The organism is Caenimonas aquaedulcis, assembly GCF_015831345.1.
Taxonomy (GTDB): Bacteria; Pseudomonadota; Gammaproteobacteria; order Burkholderiales; family Burkholderiaceae_C; genus Ramlibacter; species Ramlibacter aquaedulcis.
Genome location: NZ_JADWYS010000001.1, coordinates 583,156 through 599,170 on the forward strand (window position 1 = coordinate 583,156; position 16,015 = coordinate 599,170).

16 protein-coding genes are annotated in these 16,015 nt (G+C 68.1%); 12 read left to right on the forward strand and 4 right to left on the reverse strand.

All coding sequences use genetic code 11. From position 1 onward, the window contains the following. Positions 1–4: 4 nt before the first annotated feature. The 10 genes from I5803_RS02650 (at position 5) to I5803_RS02695 (ending at position 10,338) form a co-directional block, all read left to right on the forward strand. Positions 5–1,501 carry a M20 family peptidase gene (locus I5803_RS02650; RefSeq protein ID WP_354001612.1) on the forward strand — a complete coding sequence of 499 codons (1,497 nt, stop codon included), beginning with the start codon at positions 5–7 and terminating at the stop codon, positions 1,499–1,501. Between the two features lie 13 nt (positions 1,502–1,514). Then, entirely contained in the window at positions 1,515–2,690 is a 1,176-nt protein-coding gene (locus tag I5803_RS02655; RefSeq protein ID WP_196984870.1) for an acetyl-CoA C-acyltransferase, read from the forward strand. A gap of 150 nt (positions 2,691–2,840) precedes the next feature. Beyond that, positions 2,841–4,664, forward strand: a complete 1,824-nt coding sequence (locus I5803_RS02660; RefSeq protein WP_196984871.1) for an acyl-CoA dehydrogenase — start codon at positions 2,841–2,843, stop codon at positions 4,662–4,664. Continuing rightward, entirely contained in the window at positions 4,664–4,867 is a 204-nt protein-coding gene (locus I5803_RS02665; RefSeq protein WP_196984872.1) for a hypothetical protein, read from the forward strand. Before I5803_RS02660 ends, I5803_RS02665 begins: the two co-directional genes overlap by 1 nt. Before the next feature lie 21 nt (positions 4,868–4,888). After that, complete coding sequence (locus tag I5803_RS02670) at positions 4,889–5,680, forward strand: SDR family oxidoreductase (RefSeq protein ID WP_196984873.1); 792 nt, start codon at positions 4,889–4,891, stop codon at positions 5,678–5,680. Positions 5,681–5,683: 3 nt separating this feature from the next. Beyond that, the gene (locus I5803_RS02675; protein ID WP_196984874.1) at positions 5,684–6,112 is read left to right on the forward strand and encodes a PaaI family thioesterase; all 429 of its coding nucleotides are present in this window, start codon (positions 5,684–5,686) and stop codon (positions 6,110–6,112) included. A gap of 19 nt (positions 6,113–6,131) precedes the next feature. After that, complete coding sequence (locus I5803_RS02680) at positions 6,132–7,148, forward strand: NADP-dependent oxidoreductase (RefSeq protein ID WP_196984875.1); 1,017 nt, start codon at positions 6,132–6,134, stop codon at positions 7,146–7,148. A gap of 15 nt (positions 7,149–7,163) precedes the next feature. Then, the gene (locus I5803_RS02685; protein ID WP_196984876.1) at positions 7,164–8,804 is read left to right on the forward strand and encodes an isovaleryl-CoA dehydrogenase; all 1,641 of its coding nucleotides are present in this window, start codon (positions 7,164–7,166) and stop codon (positions 8,802–8,804) included. 24 nt (positions 8,805–8,828) lie between these two features. After that, complete coding sequence (locus tag I5803_RS02690; protein ID WP_196984877.1) at positions 8,829–9,782, forward strand: glutathione S-transferase family protein; 954 nt, start codon at positions 8,829–8,831, stop codon at positions 9,780–9,782. 10 nt (positions 9,783–9,792) lie between these two features. Next, entirely contained in the window at positions 9,793–10,338 is a 546-nt protein-coding gene (locus tag I5803_RS02695; RefSeq protein ID WP_196984878.1) for a methylated-DNA--[protein]-cysteine S-methyltransferase, read from the forward strand. Positions 10,339–10,351: 13 nt separating this feature from the next. Here the strand turns inward: I5803_RS02695 and I5803_RS02700 are convergent, their stop codons facing one another. Continuing rightward, complete coding sequence (locus tag I5803_RS02700) at positions 10,352–10,855, reverse strand: hypothetical protein (RefSeq protein ID WP_196984879.1); 504 nt, start codon at positions 10,853–10,855, stop codon at positions 10,352–10,354. A gap of 60 nt (positions 10,856–10,915) precedes the next feature. Then, on the reverse strand, positions 10,916–11,206 hold the full coding sequence (locus I5803_RS02705) for a DUF2917 domain-containing protein (protein WP_196984880.1): 291 nt from the start codon (positions 11,204–11,206) through the stop codon (positions 10,916–10,918). 83 nt (positions 11,207–11,289) lie between these two features. Between I5803_RS02705 and I5803_RS02710 the strand changes: the two genes are divergently transcribed. Further along, positions 11,290–12,270 (forward strand): LysR substrate-binding domain-containing protein, encoded by a 981-nt coding sequence (locus I5803_RS02710; RefSeq protein WP_196984881.1) that lies wholly within the window; start codon positions 11,290–11,292, stop codon positions 12,268–12,270. Here I5803_RS02710 and I5803_RS02715 read toward each other — a convergent pair. Next, complete coding sequence (locus tag I5803_RS02715; protein WP_196984882.1) at positions 12,232–12,957, reverse strand: DUF1223 domain-containing protein; 726 nt, start codon at positions 12,955–12,957, stop codon at positions 12,232–12,234. The two genes, I5803_RS02710 and I5803_RS02715, sit on opposite strands and share 39 nt — an antisense overlap. Positions 12,958–13,006: 49 nt before the next feature. Next, complete coding sequence (locus I5803_RS02720; RefSeq protein ID WP_196984883.1) at positions 13,007–13,531, reverse strand: hypothetical protein; 525 nt, start codon at positions 13,529–13,531, stop codon at positions 13,007–13,009. 132 nt (positions 13,532–13,663) lie between these two features. On the opposite strand from I5803_RS02720, the gene I5803_RS02725 reads away from it, so the two are divergent. Further along, on the forward strand, positions 13,664–15,994 hold the full coding sequence (locus I5803_RS02725) for a Tex family protein (protein ID WP_196984884.1): 2,331 nt from the start codon (positions 13,664–13,666) through the stop codon (positions 15,992–15,994). Positions 15,995–16,015 lie beyond the last annotated feature (21 nt).

A 16,015-nucleotide genomic window follows, 5' to 3' on the forward strand; every position in this document is an offset into this window, starting at 1 on the left:
CGTCGTGATCAAGCGCGCGCTCTGGCTGGTGCTGGGACTGTTGCTGCTGCTCGCGGCCGCCGTGGCCGTGAACACGTGGCGCCAGGGCTCGCGCCAGCTGGACGTGCCCGCCGCGCCGCCGGTGGCGGTGGACGAAAGGTCCGTAGCGGACAAGCTCGCGGGTGCGATCCGTTTCCAGACCGTCTCCAGCCTGGAGGATGCGCAGCTCAACGCGGAAGAATTCCGCAAGTTCCATGCGTACCTCGAACAGCGCTTCCCCAAGGTCCATGCCACGCTCCGACGCGAGGTGGTGGGCGGCCTGAGCCTGCTGTACACCTGGCCCGGGAGCGACCCGAAGGCGCTGCCCATCATGCTGATGGCGCACCAGGACGTCGTGCCGATCGCGCCCGGGACCGAGCCCAACTGGAAGGCTTCGCCCTTCGCCGGCGAGACGAAAGGCGGTTTCGTCTGGGGCCGCGGCGCCTGGGACGACAAGGGCAACCTGATCTCGCAACTCGAGGCGCTCGAAATGCTGGTGGGAGAGGGATTCAAGCCGCGCCAGACGATCTACCTGGCGTCCGGCGCCGACGAGGAAGTGGGCGGCCTGCGCGGCGCGGCGCAGATCGTCAAGCTGCTGCAGTCGCGCAACGTGCGGCTCGACTTCGTGATCGACGAGGGCCTGCTCATTACCGACGGCATCATGCCGGGCTTGAACCAGCCCGCGGCGCTGATCGGCATTGCCGAGAAGGGCTACATGTCGGTGGTGCTCAAGGTGCCGGCCACGCCGGGGCATTCCTCGATGCCGCCTCCCGCGGGGCAGAGCGCGATCGGGATGATGAGCGCGGCGCTGCGGCGGCTCGACGACGAGCAGCTGCCCGCGGCCATCCGCGGCGTCGCCCGCGAGATGTTCCAGACCGTCGCGCCCGAGATGAGCGGCTTCGGCCGCGTGGCGCTGTCCAATCTCTGGCTGTTCGGCCCGCTGGTACAGGCGCAGCTGGAAAAGGGCGCCAGTACCAACGCGATGCTGCGCACGACCACGGCGCTCACCATCGTCAACGCCGGCAACAAGGACAACGTGCTTCCCGGCAACGCCGAGGCCACGGTGAACTTCCGCCTGCTGCCGGGCGACACGCGCGACTCGGTGATGCAGCACGTGAAGGCCAAGGTCGCGAACGACAAGTTCGAACTCAAGGCGCTCGACGGCGGCGCGGAACCGTCGCCGATCTCGCCCACGCAGTCGGATTCCTACCGGCTCGTCAACCGCACCGTGCGCTCGCTGTTCCCCGGCACGATCGTCGCGCCGGGCCTCATGATCGGCGCGACCGATTCGCGCTACTACTCCGCCATCAGCGACCACGTCTACCGCTTCTCGCCCGTGCGCGCGAAGCCCGAGGACCTGCCGCGCTTCCACGGCACCAACGAGCGCATCGCCACGTCCAACCTGGCGGAGCTCGTCCGCTTCTATCACCAGCTCCTGCGCAACGCCTCGGCTGCGCCGGCATCCGTTTCCGCTTCGTCCTAGAAAGGCCACCGTCATGACTTCCGCCGTTATCGTCTCCACCGCCCGCACGCCCCTGGCCAAGAGCTGGAAGGGCGCCTTCAACATGACGCACGGCGCGACGCTGGGCGGCCACGCCGTCAAGCACGCGCTGCAGCGAGCCGGCATCGACGCCGCCGAAGTGGAGGACGTGATCATGGGTTGCGCCAACCCCGAGGGCGCGACCGGCGCCAACATCGCGCGCCAGATCGCATTGCGCGCCGGCATGCCCGTCACCGTGTCGGGCGTGACCGTCAACCGCTTCTGCTCGTCCGGCCTGCAGACCATCGCGCTCGCCGCGCAGCGCATCCTTGCGGGCGAGGCCGACGTGTACGTCGCGGGCGGCGTCGAAAGCATCTCCTGCGTGCAGCAGGAAATGAACACGCACATGATGAAGGACCCCGAGCTCGACAAGGTCAAGCCCGAGATCTACTGGTCGATGCTGCAGACCGCCGAGCAGGTCGCCAAGCGCTACAACATCAGCCGCGACGCGATGGACGAATACGGCGCCGCGAGCCAGCAGAAGGCCTGTGCGGCGCAGGCCGAAGGCCGCTTCGATGCGGAGATCGCGCCGATCACCGTGCAGGCCGGCGTCGCCGATGCGGTGATGGGCCTGCGCACCAAGGAAGTCACGGTGAGCAAGGACGAGGGCACGCGCGAGGGCACGACCAAGGAAGGCATCAGCGGCATCCGCTCCGCGCTGCCGGGCGGCGTGATCACCGCGGGCAACGCGAGCCAGTTCTCCGACGGCGCGGGCGCCTGCGTCGTGGTGAGCGAGGAGTACGCGAGCAGGCACAACCTGAAGCCGCTCGGCCGCTTCCTGGGCTTCGCGGTGGCGGGCTGCGAGCCCGACGAAATGGGCATCGGCCCGGTGTTCGCGGTGCCGAAGGTGCTGAAAAAGCTCGGCCTGAAGGTGGGCGACATCGACCTGTGGGAGTTGAACGAGGCATTCGCGGTGCAGGTGATCTATTGCCGCGACAAGCTGGGCATCCCCAACGACAAGCTGAACGTGAACGGCGGCGCGATCGCGCTGGGCCACCCCTACGGCGTCTCGGGCCAGCGCCTGACGGGCCATGCGCTGATCGAGGGCAAGCGCCGCGGGGCGAAGCGCGTCGGGGTCACGATGTGCATTGGCGGCGGGATGGGGGCTGCGGGGATCTTCGAAGTGCTCTGAAATACCGAATTCAGGGCAAGGACGCAGAATTCGCAGAAGTTACGCAGAAGAAAGCCCAGAAAAGTCCATTTAAATTTTTTCTGCGAAATTCTGCGTGGCTTCTGCGACTTCTGCGTCCGGTCAAGCCCGACTTGAAGCTCCAGGAATACGATGCCGCTGCGCCAAACACTCGACTTCCTGCTCTACGACTGGCTGCACGCCCAGCAGTTGACCGGACGTCCGCGCTTCGCCGATCACTCGCGCGAAACATTCGACGCGGTGCTCGACACCTGCGAGCGCATCGCGCGGGAAAAGTACGCACCGCACAACCGCACCCTCGACATCGAGGAGCCGCGCTTCGACGGCGAAAAGGTCATCCTGCCGGCCTGTTCCAAGGAGGCCTACGATGCGTTCGCCGCTTCCGGGATGCTCAGCGCCGCGCAGGACTACGCCATCGGCGGCATGCAGCTGCCCTATACCGTGGAGTCGGCGGCGCACACCTTCTTCGCGATGGCTTCGGTCAGCATGGGTTCCGGCATGCTCACGGTGGGCAACGCCAACCTGCTGATGGTGCACGGCACCGAACTGCAGAAGCAGGTCTTCGCGCTCAATGAATTTTCCGGGCGCTGGTCGGGGACGATGTGCCTGTCGGAGCCGCAGGCGGGCTCGTCGCTGTCGGACATCGTGACGCGCGCGGTGCCGGACGGTGAGGGATTCGAAAATGACCCGCTCGGCCCGCGTTACCGCCTCACGGGCAACAAGATGTGGATCTCGGCGGGCGAGCATGAGCTCACCGAGAACATCATCCACCTCGTGCTCGCGAAGATCCCGGGGCCGGACGGCAAGATCATCCCCGGCACCAAAGGCATCTCGCTCTTCATCGTGCCCAAGAAGCTGGTGGACGCAGATGGGCGACTCACCGGCGCGCGCAACGACGTCGCGCTCGCCGGCCTGAACCACAAGCTCGGCTGGCGCGGCACCACGAACACGCTGCTCAACTTCGGCGAAGGCAAGTTCAAGGTGGATGGCAGGGCGGGCGCCGTCGGCTATCTCGTCGGCCGGCCGCACGAAGGCCTGCGCTGCATGTTCCACATGATGAACGAGGCACGCATCGGCGTCGGCATGGCGGCCGTCATGCTGGGAATGGCAGGCTATGCCGCGTCGCTTGAGTACGCGAAGAACCGGCCGCAGGGCCGGCCCGTGGGGCCCGCCGGCAAGGACCCTTCGCGGCCGCAGGTGCGCATCATCGAACACGCCGACATCAAGCGCATGCTGCTGGCGCAGAAGTCGTACTGCGAAGGCGCGCTAGCCCTCGCGCTCTACTGCGCGCGGCTCGTCGACGAACAACATACGGGCGAACCCGATGTGGCCAACGAAGCGCGTTTGCTGCTCGAGGTTCTGACGCCCATCGCCAAGAGCTGGCCGAGCGAGTGGTGCCTGGAAGCCAATTCGCTCGCGATCCAGATCCACGGCGGCTACGGCTACACCCGGGACTTCCCGGTGGAGCAGTACTGGCGCGACAACCGCCTGAACATGATCCACGAGGGCACGCACGGCATCCAGGCTGCGGACCTGCTGGGCCGCAAGGTGCGCATGGAAGGCGGGCAGGGGCTGGAACTGCTGGCCGGACGCATGCGCGCGACGATGGCGCGCGCAGGAAGCCGCGCCGACCTCGCGGCCTACGCGACCGCGCTCGGCGAGGCGCTCACGCAGGTCGCGGACGCCACGAAAGCCGCCTGGTCCACCGGCGACCCGGCGGAGGCGCTCGCGAACGCGGTCCCCTACATGCAGGCCTTCGGCCACACTGTCATCGCATGGATCTGGCTGGACGTGGCGCTCTCGGTGCCCGCGAATTCGAACGATCCCGCGCACGAGGGGCGGCTGCGCGCGGCGCGTTATTTCTTCCACTACGAGCTGCCCAAGATCGGCGCCTGGCTGCAAGTCGCGGCCAGCCGCGACCCGACGTGCGCGGACATGCCCGAGGAGGCCTTCTGATGTCATCGCCACGCGCCATCCTGTGGGTCGAACGGCTGGTGTGGATGCTGATCTACGGCGGGCTCTTCGCAGCCATCATCGGCCTCGCGACGAAAGGAAGCGACCCGGCAACCGGCTGGTGGCTCATCGTCATCGGCGTCCTCATCGCCGCCATCGGCGCGCTGCTCGTCTGGGTGCGCTCCCGGATGCGCGCCGGCCCCTGAACCCACCACAAGGACATCCTCATGACACGCACGGTCCAGCAACTCTTCAACCTCGAGGGCAAGACGGCCCTCGTCACCGGCGGCTCCCGCGGCCTCGGCCTGCAGATGGCGCACGCCCTCGGCGAGGCGGGGGCGAAGATCATGCTCAGCTCGCGCAAGGCCGGCGACCTGGAGGAGGCCGCCGCCGAACTGCAGGCGGCGGGCATCGACGCGCGCTGGATCGCGGCCGACTGCGCGAAGGAAGAAGAAATCCACCGCCTCGCGAGCGAGACGATGGAGCGCATGGGCGACGTCCACATCCTCGTGAACAATGCGGGCGCCGCCTGGGGCGCGCCCGCCGAAGACCACCCGGTCGAGGCGTGGGACAAGCTCATGAACCTCAACGTGCGCGGCTACTTCATCCTGTCGCAGCACATCGCCAAGCACAGCATGATCCCGGCGAAGTACGGCCGCATCATCAACATCGCCTCCATCGCGGGGCTGGGCGGCAACCCGCCGGAGATGCAGACGCTCGCCTACAACACGTCCAAGGGCGCCGTCATCAACTTCACGCGCGCGCTGGGCTGCGAATGGGGCAAGTACAACATCACGGTGAACGCGATCTGCCCCGGCTTCTTCCCGAGCCGCATGACCAAGGGCGTGCTCGAACACCTGGGAACGGACAAGCTCGCGGCGCACGCGCCGCTGCGGCGCCTGGGCGACGACGAGGACCTCAAGGGCATCACGCTGCTGTACGCTTCGGATGCCGGCAAGCACATCACGGGGCAATGGCTCGCGGTGGACGGCGGGGTCAGCGTGATCACGGGAGGCTAGCGCATGAAATTCGGGGTCGACATTCCCTTCGTCCATCACCTGGGCTTCGAACTGGAGCTCTTCGAGGGTGGGCGATCGGAGATCCACTACGACCCGAAGCCCGAGCATCTCAATTCGTTCAGCGTCGTCCACGGCGGGGCGAGCATGACCCTGCTGGACGTCACCATGGCCGTCGCCGCCCGCAGCGTCGACAAGGAGATGGGCGTGGTGACCATCGAGATGAAGACCAGCTTCATGCAGGCCGCGCGCGGCAAGCTCGTGGGCAAGGGCCACCTCATGCACCGCACCGCCAGCATGGCATTCACCGAAGCCACCCTCTACGACGCCGAAGGCAAGCCCTGCGCGCACGCCACCGGCACGTTCAAATACGTGAGGCGCCTGCCCACGGGGCCGAAGAGCACGAACCCGCTGAACGTCATTTCGACAGATTGAGCGCACCCCAGGAGACACCATGCCGACCAACAAGCAGATCCACCTCGACAACCGCCCGCAGGGCGAAGCCACCGCCGGCAACTTCAAGCTCGTGACCTCCGAGACGCCGGCGCTGCAGGAAGGGCAGGTGCTGGTGCGCCACCACTTCCTCAGCCTCGACCCGTACATGCGCGGCCGCATGAACGACGCGAAGAGCTATGCGCAGCCGCAGCCGCTGGGGCAGGTGATGGGGGGCGGCACCGTGGGCGAAGTCGCCGAGAGCAAATCGCCCAAGTACCAGGTCGGCGACAAGGTCGTCGGCATGGGCGGATGGCAGGAGTACAGCGTCGCCAGCGCGGACCAGCCGGGCGCGCTGCGCAAAGTCGACACCACGCACGTGCCGCTTTCGCATTATCTCGGCGCCGTCGGCATGCCCGGCGTCACGGCCTGGTACGGGCTCGTCAAGATCATCGAGCCCAAGGCGGGACAGACGGTGGTCGTGAGCGCGGCAACCGGCGCGGTGGGCAGCGCATTCGGCGCGCTCGCCAAGGCGCGCAATTGCCGCGCCGTCGGAATCGCGGGCGGTGCGGAGAAGTGCAAATACGCGGTCGAGGAACTCGGCTTCGACGCGTGCATCGACTACCGGCAGCACGCGGACGCCGCCTCGCTGTCGAAGGCCATCAAGGAAGCGTGCCCCGGCGGCATCGACGGCTACTTCGAGAACGTGGGCGGCATGGTGCTGGACGCGGTCATGATGCGGCTGAACGCGTTCGCGCGCATCGCGCTGTGCGGGATGATCGCGGGCTACGACGGCAAGCCGATGCCGATGTCCTATCCGCAATTGCTGCTGACCAACCGCGTCAAGCTGGAAGGCTTCATCGTGAGCGAGCACATGGACATCTGGCCGGAGGCGCTGAAGGAACTCGGCACGCTGGTCGCCACGGGCAAGCTGCGTCCCCGCGAGACCATCGCGCAAGGCATCGAGTCCGCGCCGGAAGCCTTCCTCGGGCTGCTGAAGGGCCGCAACTTCGGCAAGCAGCTGGTCAAGCTGGTCTGAGCCGGGGGCCCTGCGATGCACGCGACGCACGAGGTCTTCAACCAGCCGGAGCCGCTGGCGGACTACGACCTGTTCGACGGCAACCGCGCGCTGCGCGACGCGCTGAAGTTCAACGCGCCCGGGCTGGAGACGACGGAGCTCTCGCGGCTTGGGGGGCTGGCCGGCAGTGCGGAGATGCAGATGCACGCGCGGCTCGCGAACGTGCATGGCCCGCAGCTGCACAGCCATGACCGGTTCGGGCGGCGTGTGGACGAGGTGGAGTTCCATCCGAGCTATCACGTGCTGATGAAGGCGGCGACTTCCGCCGGGCTGCACGGGACGGCCTGGACGGGCCGGGGTGAATCGCCCCATGTCCTGCGCGCCGCGGGTTTCATGATGTTCACGGAGCTGGAGCCCTCGATCCTGTGCCCGGTCTCCATGACCTATGCGGTGACGCCTGCTTTGCGAAGCAATGCCGCGATCTACGCGGACTGGGGCCCGAAACTCACCAGCCGCGAATACGATCCCGCGCTGAAGCCCTGGCGCGACAAGGCCGGCGTGACCATGGGCATGGGCATGACGGAAAAGCAGGGCGGCTCGGACGTGCGCGCCAACACGACGCAGGCCATCGCCGACGGCGAGGACGGTTGGGGCAAGCGCTACCACATCACGGGCCACAAGTGGTTCTTCTCGGCGCCGATGTGCGACGCGTTCCTCGTGCTCGCACAGGCGCCCGCGGGCCTCAGCTGCTTCTTCCTGCCGCGCGTGCTCCATGAGGGCTCGCGCAACGCGATCCGCATCCAGCGCCTGAAGGACAAGCTCGGCAACAAAGCCAACGCAAGCTCCGAGGTCGAGTTCCATGGCGCGAGCGCCTGGCTGGTAGGCGACGAGGGCCGCGGCATTCCCCAGATCCTGGAGATGGGCACCATGACGCGGCTGGATTGCGCGCTGGGCACGAGCGGCCTCATGCGGCAGGCCTTGTCCATCGCGCTGAACCATACTTCCCAGCGGCAGGCTTTCGGCAAACGGCTCATCGACCAGCCCTTGATGCGCAACGTGCTGGCGGACCTGGCGCTTGAATCCGAGGCCGCGACGATGCTCGCCATCCGCCTGGCGCGCGCCTTCGATCGCCGGGGCGACGCAGACGAGGATGCGATGGCCCGCCTGCTCACGCCGATCGCGAAGTTCTGGATCTGCAAGCGCGGCAGCCACTTCGCGCAGGAAGCAATGGAATGCCTGGGCGGCAACGGGTACGTGGAGGAGGGCGGCGAAGGCGTCATGGCCCGCATCTACCGGGAAATGCCGCTCAATTCGATCTGGGAGGGCGCGGGCAACATCATGGCGCTCGATCTCCTGCGCGCGCTGCGCAAGGCGGATGCGGGCGCCGCGCTCGCGCATGAGCTCTCCCCGGCGCGCGGCGCGCATCCCGCGCTCGACCGGCTGGTGGCGGCACTGCCCGTGCGTGTCGAGGAGATGGCCACGGAAGTCGAAGCCCGCCGCCTGGCCCAGGACGTCGCGCTCGCGGTGCAGGCGAGCCTGCTCTGCCAGGCGGCGCCCGCCGAAGTCTTCGCCGCCTTTTGCGACTCGCGCATCGCGGGCAACTGGGGGCAGGCCTTCGGCACCCTGGGCGCCGCGACCGCGTTCGACGCGATCATCGACCGCGCCATGCCCTGCTGATATGCGTTCCCCCCAAGGACTTCCATGACCGACCTGATCCTGCACCACTACCCGAGCTCGCCCTTCTCCGAGAAGATCCGCGCCGTGCTCGGCTACAAGAAGCTCGCATGGAAGTCGGTCACCATCCCGGCGATCATGCCCAAGCCCGACGTGCTCGCGCTCACGGGCGGCTACCGCAAGACGCCCATCCTGCAGGTCGGCGCGGACATTTACTGCGACAGCGCCCTGATCTGCGACGTGCTGGAACATGTGCACGCGGAACCCACGCTGTACCCGCCGCACCTGAAGGGCGTGTCGCGCATCTTCGCGCAGTGGGCCGACACCAGCCTCTTCTGGGCCGCGATGGGCTACAACCTTCAGCCCAAGGGCGCGGCGCAGGTGTTCGCGAAGGCGCCGCCCGAGGCGGCGAAGGCTTTCAGCGAGGACCGCAAGGCGATGAGCGCCAACATGATCCGCCTGCGGCCGGGCGACGCGACCTCGTCGTATCGCTCCTACCTGCGCCGTATCGCCCACATGGCGGAGGAGCACGACTTCCTCTTCGGCACCGATCCCTGCGTCGCCGATTTCGCGGCCTACCACGCGCTCTGGTACACACGGGTGCAGGTGCCCGTCATGGCCGACATCCTCAATGCGACGCCTGCCGTGGGCGAATGGATGGACCGCATCGCCGCCATCGGCCACGGCATCCACGACAAGCTCAACAGCGCGGACGCCGTCACGGTGGCGAAGAACGCGGAGCCGATGCCCCCCGGGCAGAACCTGCTGGTCGACAGCGCATTCCAGGACGACCACGGCATTCCCCTGGGCAGCGCGGTGACGGTGACGGCCGAGACTTTCGGCCCCGAACCCACGGCAGGGGTGCTGATCGCGGCGACGCGCACGCACTACACGCTGCAGCGCGAAGACGCGCGAACGGGCGTCGTCCACGTGCACTTCCCGCGCGTCGGCTACGTGCTGCGAAAGGCCGAAGCGGCCTGAGGAGGGCTCGGTGGGCGGCGCGACCTGCTTCTGCATCTTCGAGACCGCCATCGGCGCCTGCGGCCTGGCCTGGGGTCCGCAAGGCATCGCCGGCGCGCAGTTGCCCGAAGGCGATGCGGAGGGCACGCGGCGCCGCATGCTGCAGCGGTTTCCGAAGGCGGTCGAAGCGCCGGTGCCGCCCCACATGGACGCCATCGTGGGACGCGTGCGGGCGATGCTCGCGGGCGCGCCCGATCCGCTCCTCGACGTGGAACTGGACATGGCGGACGTTCCCGCGTTCCAGCAGCGCGTGTACGAGATCACCCGCGCGATTCCACCCGGCCGCACGCTGACCTATGGCGAGATCGCCCATCGGCTCGGCGAGCCCGGCGCGGCGCGTGCCGTGGGCCAGGCGCTCGGCCACAACCCCTTCGCGCCCATCGTCCCGTGCCATCGCGTGCTCGCGGCGGGCAATGCCGGCGGCGGCTTTTCCGCGGAGGGTGGAGTGGCGACCAAGCTGCGCATGCTGCAGACCGAGAAGGCGCAGCTCGGGCCGCAGCCGGGCTTGTTCGACTAGGCCCGGCGCGCGATCAAGGCTTCATGCCGCGGCGCAGTTCGGCCCAGCGCGCTTTCGCGAGCGCCTTCCACCGCCCGACCGTGAGCCACATCGGCGACCTGCGAACCTGGTCCATCACGCCGTCCTTCCACGCCTTCCAGCGCGGGTACCAGCGGGCGAACCAGGGCAGCCGCATGAGCGTGGGCTGGGTGAGGGTGAAGAGCCGCGCGAGGATCGCCGTGCCGAGCACCTTGGCGGCGAGCAGCACGACGAGCCCCATGAACGCATGGCCGCGGCCGATGAAAAAGAGCGCCAGCAACTTGATCGGCAGCAGGGCCGCGGCAGGCACGAAGAAGGTCGCGAGGGCGCCCCATGGCGGCAGGGACTGGATCCACCGTTCCACCCGCCCCCACAAGGGCAGCTTCGCGAGGTGCGCGAGCAGGGCGGCCAGCTGCTCCCAGCCCCACTCCTCGAAAATCAGCACCAGCGCCAGCAGGGCGGTCAGTGTATGGCGCAGGAACGCGCGGATTTTCTCCATGCGGGCAGTTTAGGGCCTGCCCGAGGCCGGACCGGCCTGCCCGAGGCCGGACCGGCCTGCTCAGGCCGGCTGGAGCGACAACCGCGTCATCGCGCGCAACGCCTGGCCGAGGCCACGCCGTGGCTCGCGGACGCTCACGGTCGAATTTTCCAGCCCGTACACGAGCATCAGCCCGTGCTCGTCGGTGTGGAACGCATCGCCCGCCTCGAGGACGATGTCGCGCGGGTCGTTGTCCAGGGTGAGCCATACGGAGCCTTGCTCGCAGCGCACCTGGACGCCGGCGGCATCGGCGATGTTCAGCAGGCCGCGGCGCGCGACCGGGACATGGCGGGTGGCAGGGGTGGCGTTCATGGGGGGATCCTTTCGCATTCCGTATGCAAATGAATATACTGGGGCGATCCACCCTGCTCAAACGGTGATTCGGAATGCCTCGCATGCGTACGGAGAATGTGAAACTGCGCTGGGACCTGTTCCCGGCCTTCGAGGCCGCGGCTCGCACGTTGAGCTTCACGCGGGCCGCCGACGAGCTGTTCCTCACCCAGTCCGCGGTCAGCCGGCAGATCCAGCAACTCGAAGCCAGCCTGGGCACGCCGCTGTTCGAGCGCCTGCATCGCTCCCTGGCGCTGACGGAAGCCGGTCGCGTCATGCAGCGCGCCGTCGACGACAGCATGGAGCGCCTGCGCGACGCCGCGGCGCTGCTCCATGCGAGGACGGCGCCACGCCAGGTCGCGATCACCTGCACGCCGGGCTTCGCATCGCTCTGGTTGATCCCGCGCCTGTCGCGCTTCACGGCGGCGCACCCGCAGGTGGACGTGCGCATGTCCGCGACGCTGGAAATCCTCGATCTTTCCCGGGCGGGCGTGGACGTCGCGGTGCGCTTCGTGCCGAGCAGCATGGGCGAGGGGCCGGCGCTCTTCGAGGAGGAAGTCCAGCCCCTGTGCGCGCCGGGCCTGTTGCAGGACGCGCGCCGCCCCCTGAAGAAGCCCACGGACCTGTCGCTGCACACGCTGCTCGCGGTCGACATGCCTCAAGGCGAGGCCTTGACGGTGGACTGGGAGCCGTGGTTCCAGGTGATGGGTGTGCAGGGCCTGAAGATGGCCAACACGCTTCGCTTCACGCAATACGCCGACGCCGTCGCAGCCGCCGTGGCGGGGCAGGGGGTCGTGATCGGGCGGCTGCCCTTGCTCGCGGAGCTGCTGCGTTCGGGACAGCTGGTCGCACCGTTTCGCGGCAAGGCCGCCACGCGGCGCGGCTACTACGTGGCGCTCGCGCCCCATGCCCAGGGCAACAGCGACGCGCGCGATTTCGTCCACTGGCTGTACGAGGAAGGCGAGCAGGCACGCGTGCAGGCGCGAGCACAGGTCCGCCCACCGGCATCAGCATCCCAGCGAAAGCGCCTGCAGCGGGCGGCCTGACCGCGGATCGAACACCACCAGGTTCACCTGCCGCGGGTGCCCTGCCGAGGCGGGGACGCTGCGAAGCGTGAGCTTGGCGCCGCCGCGATAGTCCCCTGCCTGTACATATTGGCGCACCACGAAATCGTGCTGCAGGAATTCACCCTGGTTCTCTCCCGCCTTCACCTTGCTGCTATGGCCGTTCTCGGTGACGGTCCAGTAGGCCGACCACGTGGAGACGTCCGGCGCCGGTGACACCGTGGCCTCGAAAGCATCGTCGGCCAGGCGCTGCAACTCGATGCGGGCGCGCGCGGCCTCCCCGCCGGCGACAGCCTGTGCGTAGTCCTTGAAGTCCCGCCCGTTTCGTACGAGTTGCGGGGTGTAGATGCCGGTCAGGCCGTTGCGCGCGGAAACTTCGCGCTGGCGCTGGGTGTGCGCCGGGCTGGCAAAGCGGTCCGCCCATCCGATGTAGTCCCAGTAGCCCACGTGGAACGCCTGGACCACGGCGCGGCCGGACGCTGCGGCAGGCTTGAGGCTGGAGAGCCAGCGGTCCGCCGGCGGGCACGAACTGCAACCTTCGGAGGTGTAGAGCTCGATGACGGGCACGAGGTTGGCGGGAGACTCGACGCGGCAAGCGGTGGCCGCAAGCGCTCCTGCGGCGAGGCAGGACATCGCTGTCCCGGCGAGTGTGTGGAGGAGGGGGTGCATGGCGCGTCCTTCGGGTCGTTCCCCGTGGGTCGCGCCAGGATGGCGCTTCTTACAGCTTCACCGGATTGCGCGGCGCGACATCGACCACCTCGGGCGCCAGGGCCTGCCGGCCGTCGAGCCGGGACTCCAGCTCGCCCAGGCGCGTGGCTAGCGCGCGGTGCATCTGCTCCATCTGCGCGCGCAGCTCCCGGTGATTCTGCTGCAGCGTCTTCTCGAACTCGGCCGAGACGATCGACTCGCGCTGGCGCGTCTCGCGCAGGTGCGTCTCCAGCTGCGCACGCAGGTCGGTGAAGCGCGATGCTTCGGCCTTCTCGGCGAGGGCGCGCTGGGCGTCCAGGGCCTTGGTGTGGCGGTGGGAATGAAGGACGAACCGGGACTCGTGGACCGCGCTGCTCAGCAGGAACACCAGCAATGTCAGGCCCAGCAGGAACAGCATCACCATGCCCAGCGACGCATCGGTGACGAACGCCCCGAAGCTCAAGGGCGCCGCGCGGTTGAACTCGGACCAGTTGAGACCGGCGAAGGCGGCGGCGAGAAAGGCGACCACGACGATGAAAATGAGGCGCGCACGCATGTTCTATCTCCCTGTTTGATTCGATGGTTCATTCTTGGGAAGACCTGCCGAGCTGCGTGTCAGCGGGCATGCCGTCCCGCTGTCCGAGGGTGTGGCAAACTCCCGCGTCCTTCGAAATTGCTGTCCTAGCCAATGAAAAAAATCATCCGCCAGATCGCCGGGGAACTCCGCGTCGGCGAGCACCAGGTGCAGGCCGCCGTGGACCTGCTGGACGGGGGCGCGACCGTCCCCTTCGTCGCCCGCTACCGCAAGGAGGCCACGGGTGGCCTCGACGACATCCACCTGCGGGAACTCGAGCAACGGCTGGGCTACCTTCGGGAGCTGGAAGACCGGCGCGAGGCGGTGCGAAAAAGCATCGAGGAGCAGGGCAAGCTCACGCCCGAACTGCTCGCCGCGATCGAGGCCGCGCCGACGAAGCAGGAACTGGAAGACCTGTACCTGCCCTTCAAGCCGCGCCGCCGCACCAAAGGGCAGATCGCGCGCGAAGCCGGCATCGAGCCGCTCGCCGACATGCTGTTCGCCGACCCCACGCTCGATCCCGCCGTGCAGGCGCAAGCCTTCGTGAAGGCGGAGAAAGGCGAGGGCGGGGAAGACTTCACGACCGTGCCCGCCGTGCTCGATGGCGCGCGCGACATCCTGTCCGAGCGCTGGGCGGAAGACCCGGCGCTCGTCCAGCGTATGCGCGAGTGGCTGTGGAGCGAGGGGCTCTTCAAGTCTAAGCTGGCGACAGGCAAAGACGAGAACAATCCGGACGTCGCGAAGTTCCGGGACTATTTCGACTACGACGAGCCGGTCGGCCGGGTGCCGTCGCATCGCGCGCTCGCCGTGTTTCGCGGCCGGCAGCTCGAGGTGCTGGATGCGAAGCTGTCGCTGCCGGTCGAGCCGGAGCCGGGCAAGCCGTCCATCGCCGAAGGCAAGATCGCCCTGCACATCGGCTGGAGCCACCAGGGCCGCCCCGCCGACGACCTGCTGCGCAAGTGCGTCGCATGGACGTGGCGCGTCAAGCTGTCGCTGTCCAGCGAGCGTGACCTGTTTGCCCGCTTGCGCGAGGACGCGGAGAGGGTCGCGATCAAGGTATTCGCCGACAACCTGCGCGACCTGCTGCTGGCCGCGCCTGCCGGGCCTCGCGTGGTGATGGGGCTGGACCCGGGCATCCGCACCGGCGTGAAAGTCGCCGTCGTGGATGCGACGGGAAAGCTGGTGGACACCGCGACGATCTTTCCTCACGAGCCCCGGCGCGATTGGGAAGGGTCGTTGCACACCCTGGCGCTGCTGTGCCGCAAACATGGCGTGTCGCTGATCGCGATCGGCAACGGCACGGCCAGCCGCGAAACCGACAAGCTCGCGGCCGACCTGATGAAGCGCGCCGGCGACGAGCTGCCCGGGCTGCAACGCGTGGTGGTGAGCGAGGCGGGTGCGTCCGTGTATTCGGCGAGCGAGTTCGCGTCGCAGGAAATGCCGGACGTCGACGTGAGCCTGCGCGGCGCCGCGAGCATCGCGCGGCGCCTGCAGGATCCGCTGGCGGAACTGGTGAAGATCGACCCGAAATCCATCGGTGTCGGGCAGTACCAGCACGACGTGAACCAGAGCGAGCTCGCGCGCACGCTGGAAGCGGTGGTGGAAGACTGCGTCAACTCCGTCGGCGTGGACCTCAACACCGCGAGCGTGCCGCTGTTGTCGCGCGTGTCGGGCTTGTCCGGCAGCGTCGCCAAGGCCGTGGTGCGCTGGCGCGAGGCGAACGGCGCCTTCCGCAGCCGGCAACAGCTGCTGGAAGTGAGTGGGCTGGGCGCGAAGACCTTCGAGCAGAGCGCCGGGTTCCTGCGCATCCGCGGTGGCGAGAACCCGTTGGACATGACAGGCGTGCACCCGGAGACCTATCCCGTGGTGGAGAAGATGCTGGCTGCGACCGGCAAGCCGGTGGCCGAAGTCATGGGCCGCGCGGAGATGCTCAAGACTCTCAAGCCGGAACTGTTCGCCAACGAGAAGTTCGGCGTCATCACGGTGAAGGACATCCTCGGTGAGCTGGAAAAGCCCGGTCGCGATCCGCGCCCCGACTTCAAGGTCGCACGCTTCAACGAGGGCGTGGAAGACATCGCCGACTTGCGCGAGGGGATGGTGCTCGAAGGCACCGTGAGCAACGTTGCCGCATTCGGCGCGTTCGTCGACCTGGGCGTGCACCAGGACGGCCTGGTGCACGTGAGCCAGCTCTCCCACAAGTTCGTGAACGACGCGCGGGAAGTCGTGAAGACCGGCGACATCGTCAAGGTGAAGGTGATGGAAGTGGACGTCGCGCGCAAGCGCATCGGCCTGTCCATGAAACTCGGCGATGCGCCCGCGCGCCGTGACGGACCGCGCGAGAACAAATACGAAGGTGCGGGGCGCGGCCAGCGTGCCCCGCAGAACGCACCGGTCAACACCGCGATGGCTGGCGCTTTCGCGAAGCTCCAAGGCCTGCGGAAATAGCCGGCGCGGCGGCGCGGATCT